The organism is Pseudomonas sp. (genome assembly GCF_050739935.1).
GTDB lineage: Bacteria > Pseudomonadota > Gammaproteobacteria > Pseudomonadales > Pseudomonadaceae > Aquipseudomonas.
Window position 1 is genome coordinate 1 of the sequence record NZ_JBOICF010000075.1, and the last position, 26,733, is coordinate 26,733.

Annotated in this window: 24 protein-coding genes; 8 read left to right on the forward strand and 16 right to left on the reverse strand. The window is 60.3% G+C overall.

Translation table 11 applies throughout. The features are described from left to right. Positions 1 to 284 precede the first annotated feature (284 nt). From efeU to efeO (ACRER8_RS15105), 4 genes are all read left to right on the forward strand, one after another. Positions 285 to 1,154, forward strand: a complete 870-nt coding sequence (efeU, locus tag ACRER8_RS15090) for an iron uptake transporter permease EfeU (protein ID WP_431747038.1) — start codon at positions 285 to 287, stop codon at positions 1,152 to 1,154. 8 nt (positions 1,155 to 1,162) lie between these two features. After that, positions 1,163 to 2,374 (forward strand): iron uptake system protein EfeO, encoded by a 1,212-nt coding sequence (efeO, locus tag ACRER8_RS15095; RefSeq protein ID WP_431747039.1) that lies wholly within the window; start codon positions 1,163 to 1,165, stop codon positions 2,372 to 2,374. A 64-nt stretch (positions 2,375 to 2,438) separates the two neighbouring features. After that, complete coding sequence (gene efeB / locus ACRER8_RS15100) at positions 2,439 to 3,758, forward strand: iron uptake transporter deferrochelatase/peroxidase subunit (protein ID WP_431747040.1); 1,320 nt, start codon at positions 2,439 to 2,441, stop codon at positions 3,756 to 3,758. Between the two features lie 27 nt (positions 3,759 to 3,785). Further along, positions 3,786 to 4,607 carry an iron uptake system protein EfeO gene (efeO, locus tag ACRER8_RS15105; protein WP_431747041.1) on the forward strand — a complete coding sequence of 274 codons (822 nt, stop codon included), beginning with the start codon at positions 3,786 to 3,788 and terminating at the stop codon, positions 4,605 to 4,607. A 295-nt stretch (positions 4,608 to 4,902) separates the two neighbouring features. Here the strand turns inward: efeO (ACRER8_RS15105) and dctM are convergent, their stop codons facing one another. The 8 genes from dctM to ACRER8_RS15145 form a co-directional block, all read right to left on the reverse strand. Then, positions 4,903 to 6,186 carry a C4-dicarboxylate TRAP transporter large permease protein DctM gene (gene dctM / locus ACRER8_RS15110; protein ID WP_431747042.1) on the reverse strand — a complete coding sequence of 428 codons (1,284 nt, stop codon included), beginning with the start codon at positions 6,184 to 6,186 and terminating at the stop codon, positions 4,903 to 4,905. Beyond that, positions 6,186 to 6,818, reverse strand: coding sequence for a TRAP transporter small permease (locus tag ACRER8_RS15115; protein WP_431747043.1), 633 nt, complete (start codon positions 6,816 to 6,818; stop codon positions 6,186 to 6,188). Before ACRER8_RS15115 ends, dctM begins: the two co-directional genes overlap by 1 nt. A 93-nt stretch (positions 6,819 to 6,911) precedes the next feature. After that, positions 6,912 to 7,907 carry a TRAP transporter substrate-binding protein gene (locus tag ACRER8_RS15120; protein WP_431747044.1) on the reverse strand — a complete coding sequence of 332 codons (996 nt, stop codon included), beginning with the start codon at positions 7,905 to 7,907 and terminating at the stop codon, positions 6,912 to 6,914. 331 nt (positions 7,908 to 8,238) lie between these two features. Next, positions 8,239 to 9,063 (reverse strand): HpcH/HpaI aldolase/citrate lyase family protein, encoded by an 825-nt coding sequence (locus ACRER8_RS15125; protein WP_431747045.1) that lies wholly within the window; start codon positions 9,061 to 9,063, stop codon positions 8,239 to 8,241. A gap of 157 nt (positions 9,064 to 9,220) precedes the next feature. Continuing rightward, positions 9,221 to 10,420 (reverse strand): CaiB/BaiF CoA transferase family protein, encoded by a 1,200-nt coding sequence (locus tag ACRER8_RS15130; protein WP_431747046.1) that lies wholly within the window; start codon positions 10,418 to 10,420, stop codon positions 9,221 to 9,223. Between the two features lie 157 nt (positions 10,421 to 10,577). Continuing rightward, positions 10,578 to 11,927: an MmgE/PrpD family protein gene (locus ACRER8_RS15135; RefSeq protein WP_431747047.1), complete on the reverse strand. Its 1,350-nt coding sequence runs from the start codon at positions 11,925 to 11,927 to the stop codon at positions 10,578 to 10,580. A 10-nt stretch (positions 11,928 to 11,937) separates the two neighbouring features. Further along, complete coding sequence (locus ACRER8_RS15140; RefSeq protein WP_431747048.1) at positions 11,938 to 13,101, reverse strand: acyl-CoA dehydrogenase family protein; 1,164 nt, start codon at positions 13,099 to 13,101, stop codon at positions 11,938 to 11,940. Positions 13,102 to 13,183: 82 nt separating this feature from the next. Then, on the reverse strand, positions 13,184 to 14,023 hold the full coding sequence (locus ACRER8_RS15145; RefSeq protein ID WP_431747049.1) for an FAS1-like dehydratase domain-containing protein: 840 nt from the start codon (positions 14,021 to 14,023) through the stop codon (positions 13,184 to 13,186). 128 nt (positions 14,024 to 14,151) lie between these two features. Between ACRER8_RS15145 and ACRER8_RS15150 the strand changes: the two genes are divergently transcribed. Beyond that, positions 14,152 to 15,057: a LysR family transcriptional regulator gene (locus ACRER8_RS15150; protein WP_431747050.1), complete on the forward strand. Its 906-nt coding sequence runs from the start codon at positions 14,152 to 14,154 to the stop codon at positions 15,055 to 15,057. Between the two features lie 216 nt (positions 15,058 to 15,273). Here the strand turns inward: ACRER8_RS15150 and ACRER8_RS15155 are convergent, their stop codons facing one another. Continuing rightward, positions 15,274 to 16,227: an alpha/beta hydrolase gene (locus ACRER8_RS15155; protein ID WP_431747051.1), complete on the reverse strand. Its 954-nt coding sequence runs from the start codon at positions 16,225 to 16,227 to the stop codon at positions 15,274 to 15,276. A 231-nt stretch (positions 16,228 to 16,458) separates the two neighbouring features. Further along, positions 16,459 to 17,139, reverse strand: a complete 681-nt coding sequence (deoC, locus tag ACRER8_RS15160) for a deoxyribose-phosphate aldolase (protein ID WP_431747052.1) — start codon at positions 17,137 to 17,139, stop codon at positions 16,459 to 16,461. 157 nt (positions 17,140 to 17,296) lie between these two features. Between deoC and deoR the strand changes: the two genes are divergently transcribed. Then, on the forward strand, positions 17,297 to 18,067 hold the full coding sequence (gene deoR / locus ACRER8_RS15165) for a DNA-binding transcriptional repressor DeoR (protein WP_431747053.1): 771 nt from the start codon (positions 17,297 to 17,299) through the stop codon (positions 18,065 to 18,067). A 266-nt stretch (positions 18,068 to 18,333) separates the two neighbouring features. Here deoR and ACRER8_RS15170 read toward each other — a convergent pair whose 3' ends face one another. The 4 genes from ACRER8_RS15170 to ACRER8_RS15185 all read right to left on the reverse strand — a co-directional run bounded on the left by ACRER8_RS15170 (position 18,334) and on the right by ACRER8_RS15185 (position 22,914). Continuing rightward, positions 18,334 to 19,419 (reverse strand): aldose 1-epimerase family protein, encoded by a 1,086-nt coding sequence (locus tag ACRER8_RS15170; protein ID WP_431747054.1) that lies wholly within the window; start codon positions 19,417 to 19,419, stop codon positions 18,334 to 18,336. Beyond that, a complete protein-coding gene (fucP, locus tag ACRER8_RS15175; protein WP_431747055.1) occupies positions 19,416 to 20,747 on the reverse strand; it encodes an L-fucose:H+ symporter permease in 1,332 nt (443 codons plus the stop codon). The genes ACRER8_RS15170 and fucP overlap by 4 nt, the downstream gene beginning before the upstream one ends. Positions 20,748 to 20,823: 76 nt before the next feature. Further along, complete coding sequence (rbsK, locus tag ACRER8_RS15180) at positions 20,824 to 21,744, reverse strand: ribokinase (RefSeq protein WP_431747056.1); 921 nt, start codon at positions 21,742 to 21,744, stop codon at positions 20,824 to 20,826. Positions 21,745 to 22,020: 276 nt separating this feature from the next. Next, entirely contained in the window at positions 22,021 to 22,914 is an 894-nt protein-coding gene (locus ACRER8_RS15185) for a LysR family transcriptional regulator (RefSeq protein WP_431747057.1), read from the reverse strand. A 108-nt stretch (positions 22,915 to 23,022) separates the two neighbouring features. Between ACRER8_RS15185 and ACRER8_RS15190 the strand changes: the two genes are divergently transcribed. Then, complete coding sequence (locus ACRER8_RS15190; RefSeq protein ID WP_431747058.1) at positions 23,023 to 23,505, forward strand: multidrug/biocide efflux PACE transporter; 483 nt, start codon at positions 23,023 to 23,025, stop codon at positions 23,503 to 23,505. 135 nt (positions 23,506 to 23,640) lie between these two features. On the opposite strand, the gene ACRER8_RS15195 is transcribed toward ACRER8_RS15190, so the two are convergent. Then, the gene (locus ACRER8_RS15195) at positions 23,641 to 24,516 is read right to left on the reverse strand and encodes an alpha/beta fold hydrolase (RefSeq protein WP_431747059.1); all 876 of its coding nucleotides are present in this window, start codon (positions 24,514 to 24,516) and stop codon (positions 23,641 to 23,643) included. A 242-nt stretch (positions 24,517 to 24,758) separates the two neighbouring features. Between ACRER8_RS15195 and ACRER8_RS15200 the strand changes: the two genes are divergently transcribed. Further along, the gene (locus tag ACRER8_RS15200; protein ID WP_431747060.1) at positions 24,759 to 25,193 is read left to right on the forward strand and encodes a carboxymuconolactone decarboxylase family protein; all 435 of its coding nucleotides are present in this window, start codon (positions 24,759 to 24,761) and stop codon (positions 25,191 to 25,193) included. A 70-nt stretch (positions 25,194 to 25,263) separates the two neighbouring features. On the opposite strand, the gene ACRER8_RS15205 is transcribed toward ACRER8_RS15200, so the two are convergent. Then, positions 25,264 to 26,415 (reverse strand): MFS transporter, encoded by a 1,152-nt coding sequence (locus ACRER8_RS15205; RefSeq protein ID WP_431747061.1) that lies wholly within the window; start codon positions 26,413 to 26,415, stop codon positions 25,264 to 25,266. Positions 26,416 to 26,733: the final 318 nt, after the last annotated feature.

A 26,733-nucleotide genomic window follows, 5' to 3' on the forward strand; every position in this document is an offset into this window, starting at 1 on the left:
CCGGCTTGCTGGCGAATGCGGTGAGTCAGTTACAGATGCGTTGTCTGGCAGGCCGCGTTCGCCAGCAAGCCGGCTTCTAGAATGGGTCTGCGTCGGAAATGGACCCCTCTCACGGCTTGAGGCCCAAGGCTCACCGCTGCCTCCAATGCACAAATCCTGAAAAAAGCAAAAAAATCAGTATGCTCATTCAATAATGAGTATCATTATGTTACACATTGGCTGAATGCGAATGGCTTGCGACCGCGTTCACGCTGCACACCTTATCAGATTTACTCCGGTGATAAATGCTCGTTCCTTTTTTGATCATGTTGCGCGAAGGGATTGAAGCCGCGCTTATCGTTGGCATCATTGCCAGTTACCTCAGACAAACCGGCCGCGGCGAGTGGATGCCAGCCGTCTGGATCGGCGTTTTCCTCGCCTGTGCGCTGGCGCTGTTCGTCGGTGGCGGCCTGGAGTTGGTCAGCGCCGAGTTTCCGCAGAAACAGCAGGAACTGTTCGAAGGGCTCGTGGGCCTGTTCGCCGTGATCATTCTCAGTTCGATGGTGTTCTGGATGCGCAAGGTCGCGCGTTCGATCAAGCATGAACTGCACGCATCCCTGGATGCAGCCCTCGCTGGCTCGAAAAACCAGACCTACGCCCTGATCGGCATGGTCTTTTTCGCCGTGGCACGTGAAGGTCTGGAAACCGTGTTTTTCCTGCTGGCGATTTTCCAGCAGAGCGAAGGTGCCAGCGCACCCCTGGGTGCCCTGCTCGGCCTGATCATCGCCGTGGGTATCGGCTTTGCGATCTACAGCGGCAGCATGCGTCTGAACCTGAGCCGTTTCTTTCGCTGGACCGGTCTGTTCATCCTCGTGGTGGCAGCCGGCATTCTGGCCAACTCGGTGCAAGCGCTACATGAGGCTGGCCTGTGGAACCACTTCCAGACCGTGGTCTTCGACATCAGCGCGATTCTGCCCATGGACGGCCCGATCGGCTCGGTGCTGGCCGGTATGTTCGGCTATCAGGACGCACCGACCGTCAGCGTGCTGACCGTATACGTGGCCTACCTGATTTTCGCCTTGGTGCTGTTCTTCCTGCCGCAGCCGCGAGTGGTGAGTCTTCCCACTCGCCCGGCGCATGAGCACGGCCACACTCCTTCAGTTACGAACAAATAAGGGCAACCATGACCACCAGTCCCACCGGCCTTCCTCCGCAGAAAGCCAAGCCTTCTCGCGCCCTGCAATACGCCGTCGCAGGCTCGGTGATTCTGATGATCGCCGCGGGCGCGATGTTCTATTTCGCCTCCCAGGCCGCGCAGAAAAAGCGCATCGCCAACAGCGGCAACGAAACCGTGGTCACCATCCACGCCAAGAGCTGTGAACCCAACGCCCTCACCGTGCCGGCCGGCAAGAACGCCTTTCGCATCGTCAACGCCTCTGAACGCGCCGTTGAATGGGAAATCCTCGACGGCGTGCTGGTGATCGAAGAGCGCGAAAACATCGCTCCGGGCCTGAGCCAGATCATCAACGCCAACCTGCAACCGGGCGATTACGCCATTACTTGCGGCCTGCTGAGCAACCCGCGCGGCACCTTGCACGTGACCCCGACCGCCGAATCAGACGCCGCCGCCAAGGCCCGACCTTCGATGGTCGCCTTCATCGGCCCGCTGTCCGAATACCGCGTGTACCTGAGCACCCAGAGCAGCGCCCTGATTCGCGCCGTGACCGATCTGCAGCAAGCCATCGAAAGCGGCGATCTGGCCCAGGCCCAGCAAGCCTACGCGCCGGCTCGTGCCGCCTATCAGCGCATCGCCCCGGCCGCGCAGCGTCTGGCGGAGCTGGACAACGCGATCAACGCCCGCGCCGATTACTTCGAAAAGCGTGAACAGGATCCAGGCTTCAGCGGCTTCCATCGCATCGAGTTCGGCCTGTTCTCGCAGAAGTCGGTGGACGGTCTGACGCCTGTGGTGCAGAAGCTGCAAACCGACATCGCCGCGCTGAAAACCCAACTGCTGGCCCAAAGCATCGCCCCTGAGCAATTGGCGAGCATGGTCGTGCGCAACATCCGCAGCCTGGCCGAGATTCGCAGCAACGGCGAAGAAGAACGCTATAGCCACATCGACGTCACAGGTTTCGCCGCCAACCTGCAAGGCGCGCGCAAGGTCATCGATCTGCTGCGCCCATTGCTGGCCAAGACCTCGGGCGACGTGCTGAAGAAAATCGACGACGCGGCCACTGCGCTGGATGACCAGTTGCTGATGCTCAAGACCGACAACGGCTTCAAGCCGTACGACCAGGTCAACACCGAACAACGAAAACAAATCGCAGACAAGGCCAAGGCTCTGACCGATGCACTCGATGGAATCGATCCGGCCCTGGGCCTCACCGGCCTGTAAGCGTGCCCAGGCGGGTGCCGCTGCGCCCGCCCGGTCCTGAAACCCGAGCGAAGAACGTATCCACATGAAAGACTCAGATTCATCCAACGCCCCGATTTCCGCTGAACGTCGCCGCGTCCTGCTGGGCCTGGGTGCCGCCGGCGCAGCCATTGCCGGCGCCAGCTTGAGCGGCAATGCCCTGGCCGCGAGTGCTCCGGCGCAGGTGACCGAAGCCCCGAAAAGCGAAAAGACTCACGACCACAACGAATTCCACGGGGTGCATCAGAGTGGCATCGTCACGCCGCGTCCAACCGCCGGCATGATGGTCTCCTTCGATGTCCTGGCCCAGGATCGCGAAGATCTGGAGCGTCTGTTCCGCACCCTCAACGAGCGCATCGCGTTCCTGATGACCGGCGGTGAAGTGCCGCAGATCGACCCTAAACTGCCACCGCTGGATTCCGGCATTCTCGGCCCGGTGGTGAGCCCGGACAACCTGACCATCACGGTTTCCGTGGGCGACTCGCTGTTCGACGAGCGTTTCGGTCTGGAACAGGTCAAACCCAAGCGTCTGCAGCGCATGGTCGGGTTCCCCAACGATGCCCTCGAAGCTGCCTGCTGCCACGGCGACCTGAGCATCCAGTTCTGCTCCAACGCCCCGGACAGCAACATTCACGCCCTGCGCGACATCGTGAAGAACCTGCCGGACCTGCTGCTGGTGCGCTGGAAACAAGAAGGCACCGTGCCGGCCCAAGCGCCGCTCAAACCGGGCCAGCCGCCGGAAAGCGCGCGTAACTTCCTAGGTTTCCGCGACGGTTCGGCCAACCCCGATTCGAACAACCAGAAAGCCATGAACGAGCTGGTCTGGGTTCAGCCCGGCAGCGATGAACCGGCCTGGGCCGCCAATGGCAGTTATCAGGCGGTGCGGATCATCCGCAATTTCGTCGAACGCTGGGACCGCACGCCATTGCAGGAACAGGAAGCGATCTTCGGCCGGGTCAAGACCACCGGCGCGCCGATGGATGGCAAGACCGAAACCGACGTTCCCGATTACACCAAAGACCCGGAAGGCAAGGTGACCAAGCTGGACGCCCACATCCGGCTGGCCAACCCGCGCACGGCAGAGAGCCAACGCAACCTGATCCTTCGCCGTCCGTTCAACTACTCCAACGGCGTGAACAAGAATGGTCAGCTGGACATGGGGCTGCTGTTCATCTGCTACCAGTCGGATCTGGAAAAAGGCTTCATCACCGTACAGACCCGCCTCAACGGCGAGCCGCTGGAGGAATACCTCAAGCCTGTGGGCGGCGGTTATTTCTTCACCCTGCCGGGTGTAGTCGACAGTAACGATTTCATTGGCCGGTCCCTGCTGGCTGCTGCTTCAGCTGTAAAAACAAAAACTGCGTGACAACCCTTACCTCACAGGAAGAGCTCCATGAAAAAGTCGCCTCTCGCGCTGTTGATTACCCTTGGCTTGTTGCAGACCCCGTCCGTGTTTGCGGCAACGGCACCGCTGGATCTGGTTACCCCGGTTTCGGACTACAAAATCTACGTCACTGAAAACGTCGACAAACTGGTCACCGACACCACCCAATTCACCGACGCCATCAAGAAAGGCGACCTGGCGACGGCCAAGAAGCTGTTCCCGACCACTCGCATTTCCTATGAGTCCATCGAGCCAATCGCCGAGCTGTTCAGCGACCTGGACGCTGCAATCGACTCCCGTGAAGATGACCACGAGAACGGCGTCAAGGCTGATGACTTCACCGGCTTCCACCGCCTGGAATACGCGTTGTTCTCGCAGAACACCACCAAAGACCAGGCCGTGTTCGCTGACAAGCTGCTGGCCGACGTCAAGGACCTGCAATCGCGTATCACCGACATGACCTTCCCGCCGGAAAAAGTGGTGGGCGGCGCGGCGGCTCTGATGGAAGAAGTGGCCGCGACCAAACTCTCCGGTGAAGAAGATCGCTACAGCCACACCGACCTGTATGACTTCCAGGGCAACGTGGACGGCTCGAAAAAAATCGTCGACCTGTTCAAGCCACAGCTGGAGAAGTCGGACAAGGCGTTCGTTGCCAAGGTCGACAAGAACTTCGCCACCGTGGAAAAGATCCTGGCCAAGTACAAAACCAAGGACGGCGGCTATGAGACCTATGACAAGGTCAAGGAAAACGACCGCAAGGCGCTGACCGGCCCGATCAATACCCTGGCTGAAGACCTGTCGCAGATGCGTGGCAAACTCGGTCTGAACTGAGTCAACGCCCGATGAAAAGCCCGGCTGCCGCCCCTCGGCAGCCGGGCTTTTTTTCGGCCTGACACTGCGCAGGCACAGTCCTTGTGGGCGTGAACTTGCTCACGAAGAGGCCAGTACGCGCACTTGATTCAGAGCCTGCAAGTCAGCGTTCGTGAGCAAGCTCACTCCCCACAGGTTGTCGTTCCCTAGACCGTTAAGTCCGACAACCACTCACGCATAAAAAAGCCCCCGAAGACTTAACGTCGACGAGGGCCAAGGCACTGCGCTCACAGTTCGGTTACAGACTCCAGCGGCCTTACGGCATACCCAACCAGTTGGGCAACGCCAGGGAAATGAACGGCACGTAGGTCACCAACAGGAGGAACACCAACAGGATAGACAGCCACGGCAAAGCTGCACGGATGGTCTGCCCAAGCGTTAATCCGGTCACCGCGGAAGTCACGAACAGGTTCAGCCCCACCGGCGGATGCACCAGGCCGATCTCCATGTTGACCACCATCACGATGCCCAGGTGAATCGGATCGATACCCAGCTTCATGGCAATCGGGAAAAAGATCGGCGCAAGGATCAGGATGATTGCCGAAGGCTCCATGAAACTGCCAGCCACCAACAACACGATGTTGACCATGATCAAGAAACCGATCGGCGTCAGCCCTTCGGAGATGACCCATGCGGTGATCTGTTGCGGGATCTGTTCAGTGGTCAATACATGGGCGAAGAGCATGGCGTTGGCGATGATAAACATCAGCATGATCGACAGCCGACCCGACTCCAGCAGCACTTTAGGACAGTCCTTGAAACTCATGTCCTTGTAGACGAACAGCGCAATGAAGGCCGAATAGACCGCCGCCACTGCTGCCGCTTCAGTCGGGGTGAACATGCCGCTGTAGATACCGCCAAGGATGATTACCAGCAGCAGCAGGCCCCAGAACGCACGTTGCGCTGTATGCAGCCACTGCCGGAACGAGACGCGTGGTTGCGCGGGCAGCTTCTTGACCCGGGCGACGATGTAGATCACCACCATCAGGATCACGCCGAGCAGGATCCCCGGTACCACACCGGCAATGAACAACTTGCCGACCGAGGTTTCAGTCGCCGCCGCATAGACCACCATCACGATCGACGGCGGAATCAGAATGCCCAGCGTACCGGCGTTACAAATAATCCCGGCACCGAATTCCTTCGGATAACCAGACCGCACCATACCCGCCACGGCAATCGAACCGACAGCAGCAACGGTCGCAGGCGAGGACCCGGAGAGCGCCGCGAACAGCATGCACGCCAGTACTGCCGCAATCGCCAGGCCGCCACGAATATGACCGACGCAGGCGTTGGCGAAGTCGATCAGCCGCTGCGCCACACCACCGGTGGTCATGAACGCGCCAGACAGCAGGAAGAACGGGATAGCAAGAAAGGTGTAGCTGTCTGACGTCTCGAACAGCTTGATTGCCAGCGAACTCAATGAGTCCGGACTGAACAACAGAATCGATGTGGCGCCCGCAAGACCCAGCGAAATCGCAATCGGCACACCCAGGAACATGAATACGAACAGCAACAGGAACAAACAGATAACCGTCATCAGTGTTGCTCCTCGCTAGGGTTGGCCAGTTTGCTCGCTTCTGCCGCCTCGTCCGCCAAGCCCAGGCCGTATTGCCGGTGGGTCCAGATGCGGTACAGGATTTCCAGATAACGGGCGATCACCAGGGCAAAACCGATGGGCACGATGACCGTGATATAGGCGATCTTGATCCCGTATCGATCCAGATCTTCGGCACCGATGCCGGCCACGAATAATGCCGAAACCCATTTGTAGCTGGCGACCAGAAACAGCCCGGCGTAAGCCAGGCAGCACGCACACGCCAGCATCGCCAGGATTCGCTGCACCGGCTTGCTGGTCTTCTTCACCAGCGCATCGACGCCCAGGTGGCCCGCTGTGCGCACACCGTAAGAAATACCAAAGAAGATCAGCCAGCCGAAGATGGCCTTGGTCAACGCCACGCTCCAGGTCATGTCCTGGGCGTAGCCCATCAAGTGATCGCCGATCCCTGCGAATAATTCGCTGCTGACTGTCCACTGATCACTGAGGGTGTAAAACAGGGTGTAGATATTGTTCAGCGCCACGTAGACAAATGTCACCAGCGTCATGGCAGCCAGCAGAAAGGCGATCATGCCTTCCTCCAGGTGCTCCCAGAGTCGCGTCAGCGATTGCATAAGAATTCTCCGAACATAGAGAGAGCGGCCACCCTGGACCGGGTGGCCACGCAGACATCACTGCCTGTATCGATCAAACCGCAACTTGAAAAATCAAGGCGCCTTGTTCGAATCGTCCGCAGCCTTGATCAGGTCGGCGCCGATTTCATCGGAGAACTTGTCCCAGACCGGCTTCACGACATCGCGCCATTTGGCACGCTGCTCGGGGGTCAACGTCACAATCTCGCTGGTCTTGGCGTCGATGATCTTCTGCTTGGCAGTCTGGTTCAGTGCTTCGGCCTGCTTGTTCACCTCGACCGTTACCTGATCCATGATTTTCTGCAGTTCGTCGCGCACGTCAGCCGGCAGACCGTTCCAGAACTTGGAGTTGGTGATCACCATGTAGTCGATCAAGCCATGGTTGGATTCGGTGAAGAACGGCTGAACCTCGTTGACCTTCTGACTTTCGTAGTTCGACCAGGTGTTCTCGGTACCGTTGACGGTGCCGGTCTGCAGGCCCTGATAAACCTCGGCGAAGCTCATTTTGCGCGGGTTGGCATGCAGCGCCACGAACTGCGCTTCCAGCACGCTGGAAGCCTGGACGCGGAACTTCAGGCCGCGGGCGTCTTTGGGGTCGACCATTTTCTTGTTCGCCGACAGCTGCTTCAGGCCGTTGTGCCAGTAGGCCAGGCCGTGAATGCCCTTGTCGTCCATCGAGGTTAGCAACGCCTTGCCTTGCGGACCTTGCTGGAAGCGGTCAACCGCCGCCAGGTCGTTGAACAGGAATGGCAGGTCGAATATCTGGGTTTTTTTGGTGTATTGCTCGAACTTGGCCAGGGAGGGCGCAAGCATTTGGACGTCGCCCAACAACAGGGCTTCCATTTCCTTGCCGTCGCCGAACAGGGAGGAGTTCGGGTAGACCTCGACCTTCACCTTGTCTTTGAGGGCCGGATCGGCGGCAACCATTTTCTGGAACATCAGGGCGCCCTGACCTTTCGGCGTGTTTTCCGCAACCACGTGGGCAAACTTGATGACGATAGGATCAGCGCAGGCCATGCCGGCCATGGACACTGCAGCGGCGCAGAAAAGCGCCTTGGTCAGCTTCAACATCGATATCACCTTTTTATTTTTGTAGGAGCTTGTTTTTTATAAGAGCTTTGGGTGGATCTTGAGCGTTGTGCCATCCAACGATGCCCAACTGGAGGTGTTTAGAGAATCAGCTTTTATGTAAGCCAGCGTTCGGTATACCTGAACGCCGCGTCTTTTACACCCTTGCCGCCAACCGCGAGCCAGACGGGCGCAGCTGGAAAGTTAGCAGGTTGGTGAAAAAGTGCCACTATCCTTGGTTGTCTCAGTGGTCAAGCGCTGAGGCAGATTCCATGGCAGCACGGCACAGGAACCTCGCTTTGGCAGGGAATCTCAGCGTCTGTGAGGGTGTGCTTCATCCCGCCGCCAACGCCAGCAACCGCTGCGCCCGGAGCAGCACCGGCGCGTCGACCATCTGTCCGTCGAGCTGGAATGCTCCGGCGCCGTTTGCCACGGCGCTGGCGTCCACCACGCGTTTTGCCCAACTCAAGTCATCCGCACTGGGAGCAAGAGCGGCATGAATCACCGACACCTGCTTGGGGTGAATGCACAGTGCGCCGCCGTAGCCCATGTCGTAGGCATGACGAATGGCGCGGTGCAGACCTTCGGGATCGCCGATCGCCGGATGCACGCCGTCCAGCGGTGGCAGCAGATCGGCGCCGCGCGAATGCAATTGCACCGACATGCGTGCCTGATCGAGAAACACCTGCGCGGCATGGGTGCCGCTGTTCAGATTCAGGTCCAGCGCCAGGTCCAGTCCGCCGAACGATAGCCGCGCGACACCCGGTGCGTGGGCAATCTGCTCCAGGGCCAACAATCCCTTGGCGCTTTCGATGATGGGCAGGATGGGTTTACCGGTTTCCCGGACCACAGCCACGTGGGCGGCGCTTTCAACCTTCGGCAACAGAACCCCGACAACTCCTGCGTGCTGTTTGCAAAAGGCCAGGTCCGCAGCGTGTTCGGCGTGGTCCGGCGCATTGACCCGCACCCAGACCTCGGTCTGGGGATTGTCCTGCAAAAACGCCGCGAGATTGTCCCGAGCCTGACGTTTGAGCGCTTCCTCCACGGCATCTTCGAAATCGACAATCACCGCGTCGGCGCCGGCGGCCAGCGCCTTGGCAAAACGCTCGGGTCGGCTGCCGGGTACGAACAATGCGGAGCGGACGATGGGTTGGGGCATGGTGTATATCCTTGAGAAAAATGTTCTGTGGGAGCGGCTTCATTCGCGCCAGCGGCGTACGGGCGAAGTAAACCCATCGCGTGTGAATACCTATCGCGAATAAATTCGCTCCCACAGTGCAGTTGTGCCCGGCACGCAATCGCCGCCAGGCAGCTACCTAAACCACCCCCGCTTCAGCCATTCGCGCCTGTTCTTCGGCTGAAAACCCCAGCTCGGCCAGGATGCTTTCTGTGTGTTGTCCCAGCCCCGGCACGCCATCCATGCGCGGGGTGAAGGCGGCATTACGACCCGGTGGCAACAGCGACGGCAGCGGGCCGGACGGGCTGTCGACTTCGCGCCAGCTGTCGCGGGCCTTGAGTTGGGGGTGATCCCAGACGCCTTGCATGTCGTTGACCCGAGCGTTGGCGATCTGCGCCTCTTCGAGCCGCGCCACTACGTCGTCCAGACTCAGCGCCGCGAAACCATCGACGATGATCTGGCGCAGCACTTCACGGTTCTCCGAACGCTTGAAGTTCGCCGAGAAGCGCTCGTCGGTGGCCAGCGCCTCGTCCAGCAAGACCTTCTCGCAAAACAGCGCCCATTCCCGCTCATTCTGCAGACCGAGCATGATGGTGCCGCCGTCTCCCGTGGGGAATGGCCCGTAAGGATAGATCGTCGAGTGCGATGCCCCGGCCCGTGGCGGCTGTGGTGCGCCGTTGTAGGCGTAGTACATCGGGTAACCCATCCATTCCACCAGGCTTTCCAGCATGCTGACGTCGATGCGGCTGCCCTCCCCGGTCTTGTCCCGCAACATCAGCGCCGAGAGAATGCCGGTGTAGGCGTACATGCCGGCGGCGATGTCGGCGATGGAACAACCGGCCTTGGCCATCTCGTTTTCACCCGGCCCGCCAGTCACCGACAGAAAGCCACCTTCACTCTGGATCAGCAGGTCATAGGCCTTCTTCTTTTCATAAGGGCCACCTTCGCCGTAACCGGAAATGTCACAGACGATCAGCTGCGGAAACCGCTCATGCAGCGCGTCGAACGACAGTCCCATGCGCGCCGCTGCGCCCGGCGCCAGGTTCTGCACCAGCACATCGGCCTGAGCCAGCAACGATTCGAGAATGTCGCCCGCCTGGTCCTGTTTCAGGTCCAGGGTCAGGCTTTCCTTGGAGCGGTTGGTCCAGACGAAATGCGACGCCAGACCGTCAACGCGTTGATCGTAGCCACGGGCGAAATCGCCCACGCCAGGGCGCTCGACCTTGATCACGCGGGCACCGAGATCAGCCAACTGCCGAGTGCAGAACGGCGCCGCGATGGCGTGCTCCAGGCTGATGACGGTGATGCCGTCCAGAGGACGGGGAGGTTGTTGAGTCATGTTGGATGGACCTCGTTTTCCAGGCGCCGCTGAACCACTGTGGGAGCGGATTTATCCGCGATGACGCCAGCCAATCCCACACATCCTCAGCGCCTGAAACATTACAATCGCGAAAGAATTCGCTCCCACAGGTTCAGCGTAGGAGCACAAAACTGCCTTACACCAAATCCGCCAAATGCCGCGCATCGCGCAGATGCCACACGCGTTCGATCAGTGCCTTGCCCTGCTCGACCGTGCGCGCGCCGGAGAACGCCAGTAGACGCTGTACCTTGTCTTCCAGCTCGGGCCGCGACAGGGTGTTACCCGGATCGCCTTTCGGATCATCGATAGCAGCGGTCAACGTGCGGCCATCGGTGGTGGTCACGATCACGCGGCCCAGCCAGCGCGCCGGATAAGCGCCATCGACTTCCGGGTCCAGCTCCATCGTCACCTTCTCGCGGAAGGCCGCAACGTCGGCATCGGTCAGCGCCAGATCACGGAATTCGATCAGCTGCGCGCTGCCATGTACGGCGATCAGGCCGAGCACCGCGCCCATGGAAAACTTCGCCTGATGCACCGTCTGCGGCACATCGACCCGGCCCAGCACATCGATCGCGCCTTGGTGAACACGCGTAACGACCTTGGCAATCTGGTCATGGCGCAAGCCTTCGCGCTGCATCAGATGCAACAGCGCATCGGCCGCCGGATGAGTGTGGCGGCACGAGGCGTGGAATTTGAACGAGGTTTCCACCAAGGCCCAGCGCGAACCCAGACGATCGGACAGTCTGCTCGGATCGCTGTCGCTGGACATGCCCGCGGCCATGCCCTGATCACCTTCAAGAATGTTGCGCGCGCCGGTCAGGCCGTCTTCGGTCAGGTACGCGGCCAGCAGACCATCAGCGGCAGCCTTGGCCGTGTGCAGCTGTTTCGAGTCGGCGGCGTCACGCAAAAATTCCCACAAGCCCGCAGCTTGGGTCCCTGCGGTGCCTAGCAGATTGATGAATTGCTCCTGATTGAAATTCAGCAGTTTGCCCACCGCCACCGCTGCGGCCAGAGTGCCAACCGTGGCCGTGGTGTGGAAGATGCGGTAGTGCGAGCGGCCCATGAACTCGCCGATGCGAATCCCGGCCTCATACCCGGCAACCGACGCCAGCAACAGGTCCTGACCGGATTTGCCCAGATCCTGTGCGGCGGCCAGCACAGCGGAAAACACCACCGTGGCCGGGTGCAGCACCGAGCTGTTGTGCAGATCGTCCTGCTCGACCAGGTGCGACGCGGCGCCATTGACCAGTGCAGCAAAGTACGCCGAGGTTTCGCGGCCGTTGACCAGGATTTTCGACTTGCCACTGGCCGGGCCCATGCGCTCGGCATAACGCTCGAATATCGGAATCGGCCGCGCGCCCTGGCTCGCCAGCGCCGAGCCGATCCAGTCCAGGAACAGGTCTTCGGTACGGTCCAGCACATGGCCTGGAATCTGCTCGTATTTCAGCTCGGCGAGGAAGCCCGCCAGTGCCTGGGTATGACTCATGTCGGTGTCCTCAGAAGCTGCGTGGCAGTTCGAGCAGATGCTCGGCGACGTAGGAAAGAATCAGATTGGTGGATATCGGCGCGACCTGGTACAGACGCGTCTCGCGGAATTTACGCTCGACATCGTACTCATTGGCAAAACCGAAACCGCCGTGGGTCTGCAGACAGGCGTTGGCCGCTTCCCAGGACGCCTTGGCCGCCAGGTACTTGGCCATGTTGGCGGCAGCGCCGGCGTTCTTGCCGCTGTCGTATTCCTCGCAGGCACGCCAGCGCATCAGGTCAGCCGCTTCAATCTCGATATGCGCTTCGGCAATCGGGAATTGCACACCCTGGTTCTGGCCGATGGGACGGCCGAACACCACGCGGTCGCGGGCATAGGCGGCGGATTTCTCGGTGAACCAGCGGCCATCGCCAATGCACTCGGCAGCGATCAGGGTGCGCTCGGCGTTCAAGCCATCGAGGATGTATTTGAAGCCTTTGCCCTCTTCGCCGATCAGGCTGTCGGCGGACAATTCGAGGTTGTCGAAGAACAGCTCGTTGGTCTCATGATTGACCATGTTGGCAATCGGCTGGACGGTCAGGCCCTTGCCAATGGCTTCACGCAGGTCGACGAGGAAAATCGACATGCCTTCGGATTTCTTCTTCACCTCGGCCAGCGGCGTGGTGCGCGCAAGGAGGATCATCAAGTCCGAGTGCTGAATACGCGAGATCCATACCTTCTGGCCGTTGATGACGTACTTGTCGCCCTGCTTGACGGCAGTGGTCTTGATCTTGGTGGTGTCAGTGCCGGTGGTCGGCTCGGTGACGCCCATCGATTGCAGGCGCAGTTCGCCGCTGGCGAGTTTTGGCAGGTAGTAGCTTTTCTGCGCGGCGCTGCCATGACGCAGCAGAGTGAACATGTTGTACATCTGGCCATGCACGGTGCCGGAGTTGCCGCCGCAGGCATTCACTTCTTCGAGGATCACCGAGGCTTCGGCCAGGCCCAGACCCGAGCCGCCGTATTCGGTGGGAATCATCGCCGACAGCCAGCCGGCATCGGTCAGCGCCTTGACGAAGGCTTCCGGGAAGCCCTTTTCTTCGTCGATCTTGCGCCAGTATTCAGCCGGAAATTCGGCGCACAAGGCGCGCACGCCTTCGCGGATGGCATTGAGGTCTTCGTTATCGTATGGACTCATGGTATTTGCTCACGTCTGCCAGCGCCTTTCGCAGGCGCCGGGCCTGGCTATATATAAAGAAGAACGTTCAGTCGAAGCCGGCTCAGTCGAAACTAACTTCAGCGCTCTGAGCGACACCGGCCTCGTTGCCTGCCCACAACTGCGCCTTGCCCGGCTCGACGATGCGACCGCCCACACGAAATGGCGTCGGCACATTCAGTGGGCGCACGCCGCGATAGGCGAAGTGGCGCACGCGTTTCTCGGGATTGGCGCGGATGAACGCCCGCAGGTTGAAGGTGGCGATCATCGGACCGTGCACCACCAGGCCCGGATAGCCTTCGACTTCGGTGACGTAAGGGTAGTCGTAATGAATGCGATGGCCGTTGAAGGTCACCGCCGAGTAGCGGAACAACAGGGTCGGCGTCGGCTCGATGGTTTCGCTCCAGTCGCCCTGCTCCGGCGCTTCGCCGCTGTTGAGCTTCGGCGGGTTGGGCTCGCGGTAAACGATGTCCTGCTCCTCACGCACGCACAGCTCGCCGTTTTGAGAGTAGTCATGACGTACCGTGACGAACAGCAGCGAACCGGTCCGGCCGTGCTTTTCTTCGATGTGCAGGATGGTCGACAGGCGATGGGCATCAGCCCCGACTTTCAGCGGCTGGATGAACTCGACCCGGCCACCGGCCCACATGCGATTGCGATTGTCGGCGGGAGGCAGGAAGCCCCCGCGCGCCGGATGACCGTCAGCGCCAAGCTGGGCTTCGAACACCGGGTCCTGAAAAAAACACCATTGCCACAGCGGCGGCAGCGCGTCGCCAGCGGCAGGCACGGGCTCGCCGAACGTGACGGCAATGCGCTTGGTCAGGTTATGGCTCAAATGATCCTGAGCCTCTTCGGTCCGTCCGATCCAGGCACTGAAGTCCACAGGCGAATCTGAAGCACTCATATGCGAGAACCCTCTGCATTTGTTGTTATGAGCAGATCATGGGAGCGCCACGGCATTCTGTGAATTTGCATTTGCATATACCGGCGTTAATGTATGCTGAACGCCCCCTGCAATGTCCGGATACAACCATGCATTTCGACCTGGCTGACTTGCGCCTCTTCATTCACATCGGCGAATCCCCCAGCCTGACCCAGGGCGCGCGCCGAGCCTTCCTCTCTCCCGCTGCAGCCAGCGCGCGGATCAAAGCCCTGGAAAGCCAGCTCGATACGCGCCTGCTGTACCGCGACAGCCGGGGCGTCGAACTGACCCCCGCCGGACAACGCCTGCTCAGGCACGCGCGTCTGATCATGAGCCAGGTCGACTATCTGAAAAGCGAGTTCACCAGCTACGGCACCGATTCGGCGGGACATATCCGCATCTTCGCCAACACCACGGCAGTGACCGAGTTTCTGCCCGAAGTGTTGGCAGGGTTTCTCGCCAAACGCCCAGGCGTGACCGTCGACCTGCAAGAGCGCTTGTCGCGAGACATCGTGCGCGGCGTGCTCGACGGCAGCACCGACATGGGCATCATCGCAGGTCCCGTCGAAGCGGCAGGCTTACAAGTCATCCACTTCAGTACCGACCGCCTGGTGCTCACCGTGCCCGAAGGCCATGAGCTGGCGACGCAGAAAAAAGTCACGTTGAAGCAGACCCTGGCTTATCAGCACATCGGTTTGCACGAAGGCAGCACGTTGTTGAGTTTTCTGCGAGATCACGTGGAGAGGCTCGGCCGGAATCTGTCGCTGCGGATTCAGGTGTCGAGCTTCGAGGCGATCTGCCGGATGGTCGAAGCGGGCGTCGGCATCGGCATCATCCCCGAGTCCGCCGCCACGCGTCACAGCCGCACGATGAAGCTGGTGACCATTGAGTTGGACGAACCGTGGGCGGTGCGGGAGCGAAGTATTCTGGTAAGGGAGCTCGACGCCCTGCCGGGGGTGGTCAGGGCGTTGATTGCGGTGCTGATGCCGCCTTCAGGCGACAAGCCTCGGGGGTGAAAACGCTCAAATCCAGACGCCGTCAGCTCCCGCGTTCGGTGGCGCCCGATGATCGCTATTGCGGGCAAGCCGTGCTGCTACAGGAGTGCGCAGCGTCAGGAAGAGAAATCCGGTCGGGGCTTGGCGACGCTGTTGAGCATCCTTCACCGCCCCGACGGGTAACCGACAGCGCCGACTGTCGGCACCCCGCCCAGCGCAGTGAATGCGCTCCCGTGCCTAACCGGCCTGCTTGATATCCGCTGGCGCATCGTTGACCGCATGCACAGGCGGCGCCTTCTCATTAAGCAGTGTCTGAATCGCCTGACTGTATGCCTGGCGCCCCAGGTTCATGCTGTTGTTGTGGTTGGCGCCAGGAACCATCAGCAGGTTCTTCGGCTGTTGGGCGGCTTGAAACAGCTCTTCGCTGAAGCGCGGCGAAACGAACTGGTCGGCGGAGCCATGCACGATCAGCAATGGCATGTGAATGTCGGCGATCTTGTCGATGGAGTCGAATTTCTGCGACACCAGCCAGCGTACTGGCAGTGAAGTGCGTGTGCTGGCAACCGATGAAGCGACATCGGCCAGATTGGTAAAGGTCGACTCGATGATCAGGCCCCGCGCCTGAATCGGCTCATTGCCTTTCTGTGCATCGCTTCCCAGCTCTGCCGCCAGATCCACCGCCACCGCGCCACCGAGCGAGTGCCCGTAAATCAGCCGCTTCTGCGGATCCGGCTGCAGCTGCTTCAGACGTTCCCAGGCAATGCGCGCGTCTTCGTAAACCGAGGCTTCGGAAGGCAGTTGCCCCTTACTTTCACCAAAACCGCGATAGTCGATGGCCAGCACCGAAAAGCCCAGCGCATGCAATTGTTCGATACGGAAGAACTGCCCCGTGAGGTTCCAGCGTGAGCCGTGCAGATACAGAATCGCCGGCGCGTCCTTCTTTTCAGCCAGCCACCACCAGGCATGAATATTCTGCGCTACGCCGAACGAGGGGGCCTTGAGCTCCAGATTCTGGACATCGGCGGGAATGCCGTGATACCAACTGGCGGTGCCGGGCTCGATCATGAACACCAGTTCGCGTTCCTTGTGCTGCAACGCCGAGCAGCCGACCGGCAGCCCGACGACGATCAGCAGCATGCACAGCCAGAAAAACCAGCGCGCCTTGAATTGCGCCAGGGAGAGTTGAGGCATGGGTCGTTCCGGTGTGAGAGATGAATACACCGGCAGTTTGCCATTCATTGCGGCGGGAGGTCAGTGCCGTTTGCCGGAACGAAGGTTGGAGAGCGGCCTGACTGAGCGCGGAATTACTGTAGGAGCCGGCTTGCTGGCGAATGCGGTGGGCCAGATACGAATGGGTTGACTGACAGCCCGCGTTCGCCAGCAAGCCGGCTCCTACAATTTGAGCGGTGTGCGCAGGATCAATCAGTACCCCGAACCCGACGCCGGGGTGCCGCTGACGATGGCGATGCCGGAACTGGTGCCAAGACGCGTGGCGCCCGCTTCGATCATGGCCACCGCGGTGGCGTAGTCGCGCACGCCGCCTGAAGCTTTGACGCCGACACCCGCGCCGACCACTTTGCGCATCAGTGCGACATCTTCGAGGGTCGCGCCACTGCGGCTGAAGCCGGTGGAGGTCTTCACGAAAGCGACGTTCAGTTCACGGCAGATCTCGCAAGCAGCGGTTTTCTGCGCGTCCTCCAGCAGGCAGGTTTCCAGGATCACTTTCAACGGCACCGCGCCACAGGCCTGTTTGACCGCCGCGATGTCGTCGCGTACGAACTCCAGCAATCCGTCCTTCAGCGCACCGACGTTGAGCACCATGTCGATCTCGCCCGCGCCAGCAGCAATCGCCTGCTTCGCTTCGAAAGCCTTGGTATCGCTCAAGCCCGCGCCCAAGGGAAAACCGACCACCGCACAGACTTTCACTGCCTGCCCGGCCAACAGCGAGGCCGCATACGGAACCTGGCCGGAGTTCACGCACACTGAATAGAATCCATGCTCCTGGGCTTCACGGCACAAGGTCGCGATCTGCTCGCGCGAGGCATCGGCGGCCAGCAAGGTGTGGTCGATATACTGCGCGAGTGCTGAGGGTTCGATTTTCATGGGAGGCCTTCTTTTCAGTAGAGAACGGGTCAATAGAGAGTGAGTGAGAGAGCGGTGACAGACGACAAGCTTTATGCTGCGAGCCTGCACGCACTATTTTGTGTTGTGTATATAACATTAAATGTTATTTTTTTACCATATCCAATCGACAGCCGGAATGCCCGTGGACAGTAAAAAATCCGATCGCATCAAATTGATTCAGCAAGCCCTGCAGGACCAGAAAGCCATTCACCTGCGGGAAATGGCGGCGCTGCTGGATGTTTCGGAGATGACCCTGCGGCGCGATCTGGGCCGCCATCCGGAGAAGTTCCACTTGCTCGGCGGGCACATCACCCTGGCGTTCGATCCCTCCGAGGCCAGTGATTACAAGGTCAGTGAGCAGGGCACCCGCCATGTCGAGGAGAAACGCCGCATCGGCAAGCTCGCCGCCGCATTCATCAAGCCGGGCGACACGGTGTTCTTCGATTGCGGCACGACCATCCCCTTCGTCATCGATTTCATTCCCGAAGAGCTGGAGTTCACCGCCGTGTGCAACTCGCTCAACGTCCTGCTCAAGCTGCAGCAGAAACCCAACTGCCAGATCGTGCTGTGCGGCGGCAGCTTTCATCGTAAGAATCAGGTCTTCGAACATCACAGCGAAGCCAGCATTCTCGATGGCATCCGTCTGACCTGGGCGTTCGTGTCGGCTGCTGGAGTCAGCGATGAGTTCGGCGTCACCTGCTTCAACTTCAATGAGGTTGAGGTCAAGCAGAAGGTGTTGCGCCAGGCGCGGCACTGCATGTTGCTGGCTGACCATTCGAAATTCGACGCCGTGCGCACCGCGCATTTCGCGACGCTTGAGAATTTCCAGGTGGTGGTCACCGACAAGAAAGTGCCCAAGCCGTATCGCGATTTGATTCAGGGGTATGGGGCGCAGTTGGTGGTGTAATCCGACTCTGGATCTGCGTCGTATTCGTGAGCAAGCCCACTCCCACAGTAAATTTTGCGCCTGACCGCAGATCATCTGGCGACGCCAAAGTCTGTAGGAGCCGGCTTGCTGGCGAACCAGGTGCGTCAGTCACACTTGATGTTGATGTAGCAGACGCACCGCGGTTCGCCAGCAAGCCGGCTCCTACACAGATTGCGGCGCAGGGACATCTCGAGCGGCGCCTGTGGGATTGAGCGCGTTCCAGAGCGCATCCGGGCAGCCAGTCATCAGTGCTTCAAATCCCCTTCCAGCTGCCGCGCTTCTTCAGCTGCCAGATACCCCGTCGTCACACTGAACGAAGCGCTCTCCCCCGCATTCAGCACCCGCACATTGCCTTTGGTCTTTTCCGCCAGATAGCCCTCAGGCTCACAGGTCGCGGGCAGTACGAATGCGGCCACCTGCTGATCGGCGTTGTGCAAAATCCAGCGCGCGGCATGCTCGAACTGCGCAAGCTTGTAGCGGGTATAGAACGCCGGGCCATCGGCATGCTTGAGCAGGAAATGCGCATCGCCCTTCGCATCGGCCTTCACGCCATCGAAGAAGCAGACAATCTCCGGGTCATACAACTCGGGGGTGTTCAGGGTCTGCAAGCGCGATGGGTCTTCGGTCAACTCTGCGATATACGCCGACCAGGCCGGTGTTGGTTTCACATGGGCCGGAACGCTGCTGCGCACTCGCGTACGCTCGACACCCAACGGCTCGACGAAACGCCCTTGCGCGACATAGGCATAGTTCATGTGAGCCATGTACATCAGCTCCATCGGCTTACCGGCCAGGTTGCGTACGTCCATGCCGATGTCGAACAGCGCCGAGCCAGCACGCAGGGTCACGCTGGGCCGTGCGCGGTAATGATCGCCAAAGCCCATCACGTATTCGTATTCGCCGCCCACCCGCAGAAAGGTACCCGCCGCGTCCTCGCCGACTTCCAGCCAGGCGCTGTCCACCGGCGCGCAAGGCATCTCGCCGTGCAAGGGATGATCATCCTCGGGCGTCGGGCAACCGTTGCGCAGCATGCCGCTGTGAAACATGAAGCAGCCGTACGTGCCGATCACCGTCGGGCTCGGACGCGGCTGTTCGAACATGTTTCGCATGGTCAGGTCGCAGCCATCGAACACTGCCGACCAGACCATCTGCCCTTGATACGGCAGCACCACGACGCGACCGCGATTGTTCTCCAGCGCCAGCGCCTTCACGCCGCTGGGATAGGTCCAGGCGAGCACACGAAAATCAGCCGACTCCACCAGCGTTTTTTCATCACCACTGAACAGCTCGGGGTACAGCGAAATCCGGCTGCGTCTATCGAGCGCCGTCATGATGTAGTCACCGCACCGACCGGCGCCGTCTCGCTGCGCGGATCACGCATGCATTTGATGGCATAGGCGACGATCACCACGAAGCACAGCAGCGGCACGACATAGGCGATTTGCATGTTGCCGTTGGTGGCATCGGACAGCAGACCCTGGAAGATCGGCAGCACGCCGCCACCGACGATGCTCATCACCAGCAGCGAGCCGCCGACACCGGTGTCTTCGCCCAGACCGTCGATGGTCAGGCCGTAAATGGTCGGCCAGCACGGACCCAGGAAAATACTCACGCCCACCGCTGCGTAAACCGCGCTGATGTTCGGCACCAGAATGGTGTAGGCCAGCAGCACGATGGTCAGCACGCCATAGATAGCCAGCACCTTGGCCGGGTGCAGTTTGCGCATCAGCATGTTGGCGATCATCTTGCCGACGAAATAAGCGGCAAAGGTGGTCAGCAGGAACCACGACGCGCTGCGCTCGTTCATCCCGCCCATCTGCATGGCCAGGCGAATGGTGAAACTCCACACCCCGACTTGTGCGCCGACATACAGGAACTGCGCCAGCACACCGAAGGTGAAACGCGGGTTGCGCCACAGACGCGAAAGGCTCTGGCCGATGCTGCTCTTTTTCACGCTGTTCTGGATGTTGCCCTTGCACGCCGGGAACTTGGTGAAGGCGATCAGCACGAACATCAGGATCAGTACCGCGATCATCCATTTGTACGGCAACAGCGTCGACTGGATCATTTGCAGCTGCTGAATCGCAGCGTCGGACGCGCTCATCTGAGTCAGCTGTTCGCGAGTGGCGTCGGTATCCTTGAACATCACGAAGCTGCCGACGTACACCCCGGCCATGGCGCCGAACGGGTGGAAAGTCTGCGAGATGTTCAGACGGCGCGTACCGGTTTCACGTGGGCCCATCAGCGTCGAGTAGGTGTTACAGGCGGTTTCCAGGAACGACAGGCCAGCGGCGATGACGAACAGCGCCATCAGGAACATGCCGTACTTGGCCATCGATGCGGCCGGGAAGAACAGCGAGCAACCGACCATGTACAGCAGCAGGCCGATGAGGATGGTGGTCTTGTAGCTGAACCGTCTGACCACCATGGCCGCCGGAATCGCCACGAAGAAGTACCCCAGGTAAAACGCCGACTGCACGAACGCAGTCTGGAAATCACTGAGCAGGAAGGCTTTCTTGAAGTGCGCGATGAGCACGTCGTTCATGCTCGCAGCAGCCGCCCACAGGGCGAAGCAGCAACACAGCAGCAGGAAGGCGAACCAGGGCGTGCGGTTCAGGTAGAACCCGTCCGGGGATTGTTGGAGCGCGGGCTTTGTCATTGTTGTTCTCCATGAATCAGGGGAATACCCCGCCTAGCCGGCCTTGCGACCGGAAAGGGGGCGGCGTTTGATTGGCTTACAGCGTGTCGAGAAATTGCCCGAACGTGGCAGCGTCCGGATAGGAACTCTGGGTGCCGAGCCCGGTGACCGAGCAGGCTGAATACGCGACGGCCTGAGTCATGGCGCGGCGCATGTCGCCGTCCTGGCTCCAGTGATGAGCGAAGCAACCGATGAAGGCGTCGCCCGCTCCCGTGGTGTCGCGGGCGTTGACCTTGATGCCTTCAACCCGGAACTCGCCCTCTTCACCAACGTACAGCGCGCCCTTTTCGCCAAGGGTCACGATGACGTGGCGAATGCCGTCCCGAACCAGTTGCAAGGCGGCGGCGCGGGCGGACTCCAGCGAGTCGACGATTTGACCGGTGATCAACGCAAGTTCGGTTTCATTGGGGATGAAGAAATCCAGCTGCAACAGGTGCTCGCGGCTCAGGCCTTTGACAGCCGGCGCAGGATTGAGCAGCACCGGAATGCCGTTGGCCTTGGCGAACTCGATGGCGTAGTAAACGGTTTCCAGCTCGATTTCCAGCTGCAGGACGATCAGCTTGCAATCGCGCAAGGCGGCCTGGGCGGCGTCGATGTCGGCTGGCTTCAGGTGCGCGTTGGCGCCTTTGACGATGAGGATGCTGTTGTGCGAATCGCTCTGCACGAAAATCGGCGCCACGCCGCTGGATACGCCAGCCACGCGTTGCACGAACTGAGCATCGATACCGAAACGTTCGAAATTGGCGAGGGTGTTGTCGGCGAACATGTCGTCACCGACCTTGCTCAGCATCAGCACATCGGCGCCGAGCTTGGCCGCTGCGATGGCCTGATTGGCGCCCTTGCCACCACAACCCATGGCGAAATTCGGCGCTTCAAGAGTTTCCCCCTGGGCCGGCATCCGGTCGATGTAGGTGATCAAATCCACCATATTGCTGCCGATGACTGCGATCTTGTTCATGTGTGTCACTACCTTATCTACACCACAGCAGGCACTGGGCGGTATTATTTTTGTTATTTAAATAACATTTGTTGTGACTATTCAACCTCTAATTTGCGGGGCGACTGCACCTCGCACATGAAAAACGGCCAGACATCGCTGCCTGACCCTTTGAAAGCCTTGTTCTAGAGGGGTTTGAACTGCAGATGAATACAGACAACCGGTGGTCGCAATCGTTTGCGGTGAGGGTTTTTTTGCATGGTTTCCATAGCAGTCCGGCTTGCCGGCACTGACGTTTCAGAGATCACTACCGCCCTGCCCCTCCAGCAAAATATCCAGCAACCACGCGCCCGCAGACCCCAGGCTTTTCTGTCGCGACCAGATCACATCCACCGCCGAACTGCGCGGCCAGCCTGGCACCTGCAACTCCTTCAAACGCCCCTGGGCATATCCCCGAACCAGCCAACGCGGCAATGCTGACCAGCCGAAGCCGAAAATCGCCATGTCCATCAACAACAGGTAATTAGGCGCCGACCAGCTACGTCGGGCGCCGCTGGGCAGGTCGTCAGTGGGGATGCTTTGGTCGACGATGGTGTTCAGACGCAGTGCGCGATGCTGCGCCAGCTTGCGGTAATCGACCTCGCTCTCGGCAGCAAGCGGATGCGTATGGGAGACGAACAGACCAAAGTCGGCGCGCTCGGCGATGGTCGCGTAACCCACTTCCGGCGGATAACTGGCCTGGGCCGACAGCAATCCCAGAGACGCCCGGCCAGTCTGGATAAGGTTGATCGCATCGCCGTGTTCGGCGAAGACACATTCGAGTTCAAGCTCCGGAAAACGCTGATCCAGTTCGGCCATGCGCATTTCGAATTCAGCGAACTGGTTGGCATCGGAAAGCACCAGCGTCAGGCGCGGCTCCATGCCTTCGGCCAGACGCCCCGCTGCTCGACGCAATTTGTCCGAGGCCGCCAGCACTTCCTCGATTCGCCCATGCAGCGCTCGGCCGGCTTCGGTCAATGCCGGGTGCTTGGAGGATCGGTCGAACAGCTCGACACCCAGGTCGATTTCCAGTCGCGAGATGGCTTCGCTGATGGTCGACTGGCTCTTGCCCAGACGTCGAGCGGCGGCGCTGAATGAGCCCAGCGCGAGGGTTTGGGCAAAGGCTTCGAGGGCTTCGGGGGAATAGCTCATGGCAGGTCCGCTTATTCATCCATCGGTTTTTCCGATGGAAACGATTTTCACTTTAGTCGATCGCGACACGACAATGCACGCCTGCCCAGCAACAAAGTGATAGCACGTATGCCCCTCCCCATCGATAAAGCCGCGAAGTCGGCGGTCCCGGCGAAATCCATCAAGGAGCGCGCCTTTCACGCGCTGCTGTTCGAACTCATCGGCGTCGCGCTGTTTGCGCCAGGTCTGGCCTGGGTGCTGGGCCAGTCTCTGGGCAAGATGGGTGCGATGACGGTGATGATTTCCACGCTGGCAATGCTCTGGAACATGTTGTTCAACGCAGGTTTCGACCGGCTGCGAGCGCGCTGTGGATTTGCACTGGATCTGAAAGTACGCGCGCTGCATGCAATCTCGTTCGAGACCGGGTTGATCATCGTGGTGGTGCCGCTCGTGGCGTGGTGGCTATCAATCAGCCTGTGGGAAGCGTTCCTGCTGGATATCGGACTGCTGCTGTTGTTTCTGCCGTACACGATGATGTTCAACATGGCCTACGACAAGGTGCGCGAGCGGATTGTGGGTCGTCACCACCCGGGCGTTCGGGTGAACCGTTAAGCGAGTCCGTGCACGATAGTGTGTGGGAGCGAATTCATTCGCGCGAGGTTGGCAAGATCGATTCATCTCTATGGTCTGCACCGCCGTCTCGCGAATGAATTCGCTCCCACAGGATCTGATCCGGCTACACATGCTTCAAGTCAAAAACGGCATCACTTCCACCAACAACTCCTCCGGGATTTCCTCCGCCAGATAATGCCCGCCCGGCAGCGCTTTACCGCGAACATCCGAAGCCACCTGCTGCCACTCTCCGAGCGGGTCGAAACATTTGCCCACCGTGCCCTCCGCGCCCCATAGCACCAACAACGGCAAATGCAGATGATTACCCGCAGCGATGTCGGCGCGGTCATGCTCAAGGTCGATGCTGGCGCTGGCGCGGTAGTCTTCGCACACCCCGCGCGCGGCGCCCGGCAGGCTGGCGCAACGCACGTATTCGGCGAACGCCTCTTCGGTGAAGGGCGTCAGACCCGCACTGCGGCTGCCCATCACGCTGCGCAGGTATTGCTCGGGATTGGCCTCCAGCAATGTCTCCGGCAACGGCGCCGGGCGAATCAGAAAGAACCAGTGCCAGTACGCGCGAGCAAAGGCTTCGTTTGTCTGGCTGTACATCGCCAGCGTCGGCGCGATATCGAGCAAAACCATGCGGCTCACCACCTGGGGATGATCCAGCGCCAGTCGATGGGCGACCCGGGCGCCGCGGTCATGGGCCAGCACCGAGAACTTCGACAGCCCCAGTTCACGCATCAGCGCCACCATGTCGCGACCCATTTCGCGTTTGGAATAGCTGGAATGGTCCTTGCTGGCTGGCGGCTTGCTGCTGTCGCCATAACCGCGCAGATCAGCGGCGACCACGGTGAAATGCTGGCTCAGGCGTTCGGCGACCTTATGCCAGATAACGTGGGTCTGGGGGTGCCCGTGCAGCAGCAATAGGCCTGGGCCGGTGCCGCCGATGCGATAGGCGATTTGCACACCGTTGACTAGGCGCTGGTCTTTCTGGAATCCGGCAAACATGAATGACTCCTTGTGATTGTTGGCGTTAATCCTGGATCGCTGAGTCTGGGTAGCTAGACGCAAGGCGTGGCAGCGCGGTGCTTCATGAAACGTGTTCGTCCAGAAAAAAACCTACCGGACTGAACGCGCGCAATTGGTCTCTGAAATTCCCGAGCCATTGGCTATTCGGCCACTACACCGGCAAGCGTAATGTAGCGCCACATTCAACGAATTCCCCTACCTATCCACCGGAGTACGCACACATGAACAAGCGAATCGCCTGGGCTCAGAAATCGCCAGAAGCCTACAAAGCCATGGTCGGCCTGGAAACCGCGCTGGCCGAATCCGGCCTGGACAACACGTTGCTGGAACTGATTCGTCTGCGCGCTTCACAGCTCAACGGCTGCGCCTACTGCGTCAACATGCACGCCAATGACGCGCGCAAGGCCGGCGAGACCGAGGCCCGCTTGCAGACCCTGAGCGTCTGGGAAGAGACCACTTTCTTCACCGACAAGGAAAAGGTCGTGCTGGCGTGGGTAGAAAGTCTGACCCTGCTGCCGGTCCATCGTGCGCCCCAACATCAATATGAAGCACTGCTTGCGCATTACAGCGAAGCGGATGTCGCCAACATCACCCTGGCCATCGCCACTATCAACGCCTGGAACCGGTTCGGAGTGGGGTTTGCGATGGTCCCCTAAGGGCAACTGCGAGCTTTGAGCTGCAAGTCGGCGCGCGTGCATTCCGCTTACTGCTTGCAGCTCGAAGCTGTCAAACCTTCAAGTAGCGCCCACTCAGGGCCACGCCCAGCAGCATTACGGCGATGATCAGGAAGGCGATGCCGAGACTGCTGAGATGGGCAACGAAGCCAATGCCTGCCGGGCCCATGAGAATGCCGATGTAACCCAGGGTGGTGATGGCCGGGACCGCGACGTTTTCGGGCATGGTCTTCTGACGTCCTACCGCGCTGTAGAACACTGGCACGATGTTGGAGCAACCGATGCCGACCAAGGCATAGCCGCACAGCGCCGCCTGCCAATACGGAATTAGCGTGGCAACGGTCATGCCGACCGCCGCGCACGAACCGCCGAACAAAATGATTTTGTGCACCCCCAGACGGCGCACGATCGGGTCGCCACCCAAACGGCCGACCGCCATCGCCAAGGCAAACACTGCATAGCCGAACCCGGCATAAGACGGCTCGACGCCACGCTGCGCGCTTAGAAACACCGCGCTCCAGTCGAGCATTGCGCCTTCGGTGAGAAACACGGTGAAGCACATCAGGCCGATGAACAGCACCACGCCACGGGGAATCGCGAAGGCCGGGCCGCCCGCCTCGCTGCCGTAACCGAGCATGTTGGGGCCAGCCTTGTAGAGGGCAATGGCGATGAACAGCGCCACCAGACTCATGGTCAGCCACGGCCAGACGCCGACGCTCAACAATGCCGAAACGCCCGCCGCGCCGAGAATACCGCCGCAGCTGAACAGGCCGTGGAAGCCCGACATCATGGTCTTGCCGCTGGCTCGTTCGACGATGATCGCCTGAATATTGGTGACGCATCCCAGCGCGCCCATGCTCGCGCCGTAGACGAACAGCGTCGCTACCATCAGCGGCACCTGGGTGACGGTTGCCAATAAAGGCAGGCACAGACAGGCGATGCTGCCGACCACCACGATGATGCGCCGACAGCCGTGGCGCACGGTCATGGCGCCGGCCAGTGGCATGGACAGAATCGAACCGATGCCCAGGCACAACAGCAGCAGCCCGAGACTTGCGTCGTCCAGTCCCAGGCGGCTTTTGGCGTAAGGCACCAACGGCGCCCATGCGGAAATACTGAAGCCGGTGATGAAGAACGCCACGCGGGTGGAGAACTGTTCCAGCCGCCCAGGCACGACCGGTGCCGCGGTGCCGATGGAGGTCATTGCCGCTCCCTTGCTATTCGTTGTGAACACCCGCCCACCCATCACGGGCCGACAAAAAAGCAGCCTAACAAAGGTTGGCGCAATGCCGTAGAAGGGGCGTCGAGGGATTTAGCCTCAGGAATGCCTCAGGCCAGTGTATTTATCAGCCCCGTGTGCGTGCCATAAAGAATGAGGGCAGATCGCGCATTGAACCTGATTGAAAGGTGACGCAGCGTTCACATCTGGCGTGGTGAACGTGTAGGAGCCGGCTTGCTGGCGAACCGGTTGTGTCATTCAAAATTTACGTCGCCGACACACCGCTTTCGCCAGCAAGCCGGC

Bases quoted from the DNA above. Each gene is read 5' to 3' on its own strand.
- ACRER8_RS15195 (WP_431747059.1), bottom strand. From the start codon at position 24,516: ATGTTTGCCGGATTCCAGAAAGACCAGCGCCTAGTCAACGGTGTGCAA.
- deoR (WP_431747053.1), top strand. From the start codon at position 17,297: ATGCCCGTGGACAGTAAAAAATCCGATCGCATCAAATTGATTCAGCAA.
- ACRER8_RS15205 (WP_431747061.1), bottom strand. From the start codon at position 26,415: ATGACCTCCATCGGCACCGCGGCACCGGTCGTGCCTGGGCGGCTGGAA.
- deoC (WP_431747052.1), bottom strand. From the start codon at position 17,139: ATGAAAATCGAACCCTCAGCACTCGCGCAGTATATCGACCACACCTTG.
- ACRER8_RS15130 (WP_431747046.1), bottom strand. From the start codon at position 10,420: ATGACTCAACAACCTCCCCGTCCTCTGGACGGCATCACCGTCATCAGC.
- ACRER8_RS15155 (WP_431747051.1), bottom strand. From the start codon at position 16,227: ATGCCTCAACTCTCCCTGGCGCAATTCAAGGCGCGCTGGTTTTTCTGG.
- rbsK (WP_431747056.1), bottom strand. From the start codon at position 21,744: ATGAACAAGATCGCAGTCATCGGCAGCAATATGGTGGATTTGATCACC.
- ACRER8_RS15200 (WP_431747060.1), top strand. From the start codon at position 24,759: ATGAACAAGCGAATCGCCTGGGCTCAGAAATCGCCAGAAGCCTACAAA.
- ACRER8_RS15150 (WP_431747050.1), top strand. From the start codon at position 14,152: ATGCATTTCGACCTGGCTGACTTGCGCCTCTTCATTCACATCGGCGAA.
- ACRER8_RS15140 (WP_431747048.1), bottom strand. From the start codon at position 13,101: ATGAGTCCATACGATAACGAAGACCTCAATGCCATCCGCGAAGGCGTG.
- efeO (WP_431747039.1), top strand. From the start codon at position 1,163: ATGACCACCAGTCCCACCGGCCTTCCTCCGCAGAAAGCCAAGCCTTCT.
- dctM (WP_431747042.1), bottom strand. From the start codon at position 6,186: ATGACGGTTATCTGTTTGTTCCTGTTGCTGTTCGTATTCATGTTCCTG.
- ACRER8_RS15115 (WP_431747043.1), bottom strand. From the start codon at position 6,818: ATGCAATCGCTGACGCGACTCTGGGAGCACCTGGAGGAAGGCATGATC.
- efeU (WP_431747038.1), top strand. From the start codon at position 285: ATGCTCGTTCCTTTTTTGATCATGTTGCGCGAAGGGATTGAAGCCGCG.
- fucP (WP_431747055.1), bottom strand. From the start codon at position 20,747: ATGACAAAGCCCGCGCTCCAACAATCCCCGGACGGGTTCTACCTGAAC.
- ACRER8_RS15125 (WP_431747045.1), bottom strand. From the start codon at position 9,063: ATGCCCCAACCCATCGTCCGCTCCGCATTGTTCGTACCCGGCAGCCGA.
- ACRER8_RS15170 (WP_431747054.1), bottom strand. From the start codon at position 19,419: ATGACGGCGCTCGATAGACGCAGCCGGATTTCGCTGTACCCCGAGCTG.
- ACRER8_RS15185 (WP_431747057.1), bottom strand. From the start codon at position 22,914: ATGAGCTATTCCCCCGAAGCCCTCGAAGCCTTTGCCCAAACCCTCGCG.
- ACRER8_RS15190 (WP_431747058.1), top strand. From the start codon at position 23,023: ATGCCCCTCCCCATCGATAAAGCCGCGAAGTCGGCGGTCCCGGCGAAA.
- ACRER8_RS15145 (WP_431747049.1), bottom strand. From the start codon at position 14,023: ATGAGTGCTTCAGATTCGCCTGTGGACTTCAGTGCCTGGATCGGACGG.
- ACRER8_RS15135 (WP_431747047.1), bottom strand. From the start codon at position 11,927: ATGAGTCATACCCAGGCACTGGCGGGCTTCCTCGCCGAGCTGAAATAC.
- ACRER8_RS15120 (WP_431747044.1), bottom strand. From the start codon at position 7,907: ATGTTGAAGCTGACCAAGGCGCTTTTCTGCGCCGCTGCAGTGTCCATG.
- efeO (WP_431747041.1), top strand. From the start codon at position 3,786: ATGAAAAAGTCGCCTCTCGCGCTGTTGATTACCCTTGGCTTGTTGCAG.
- efeB (WP_431747040.1), top strand. From the start codon at position 2,439: ATGAAAGACTCAGATTCATCCAACGCCCCGATTTCCGCTGAACGTCGC.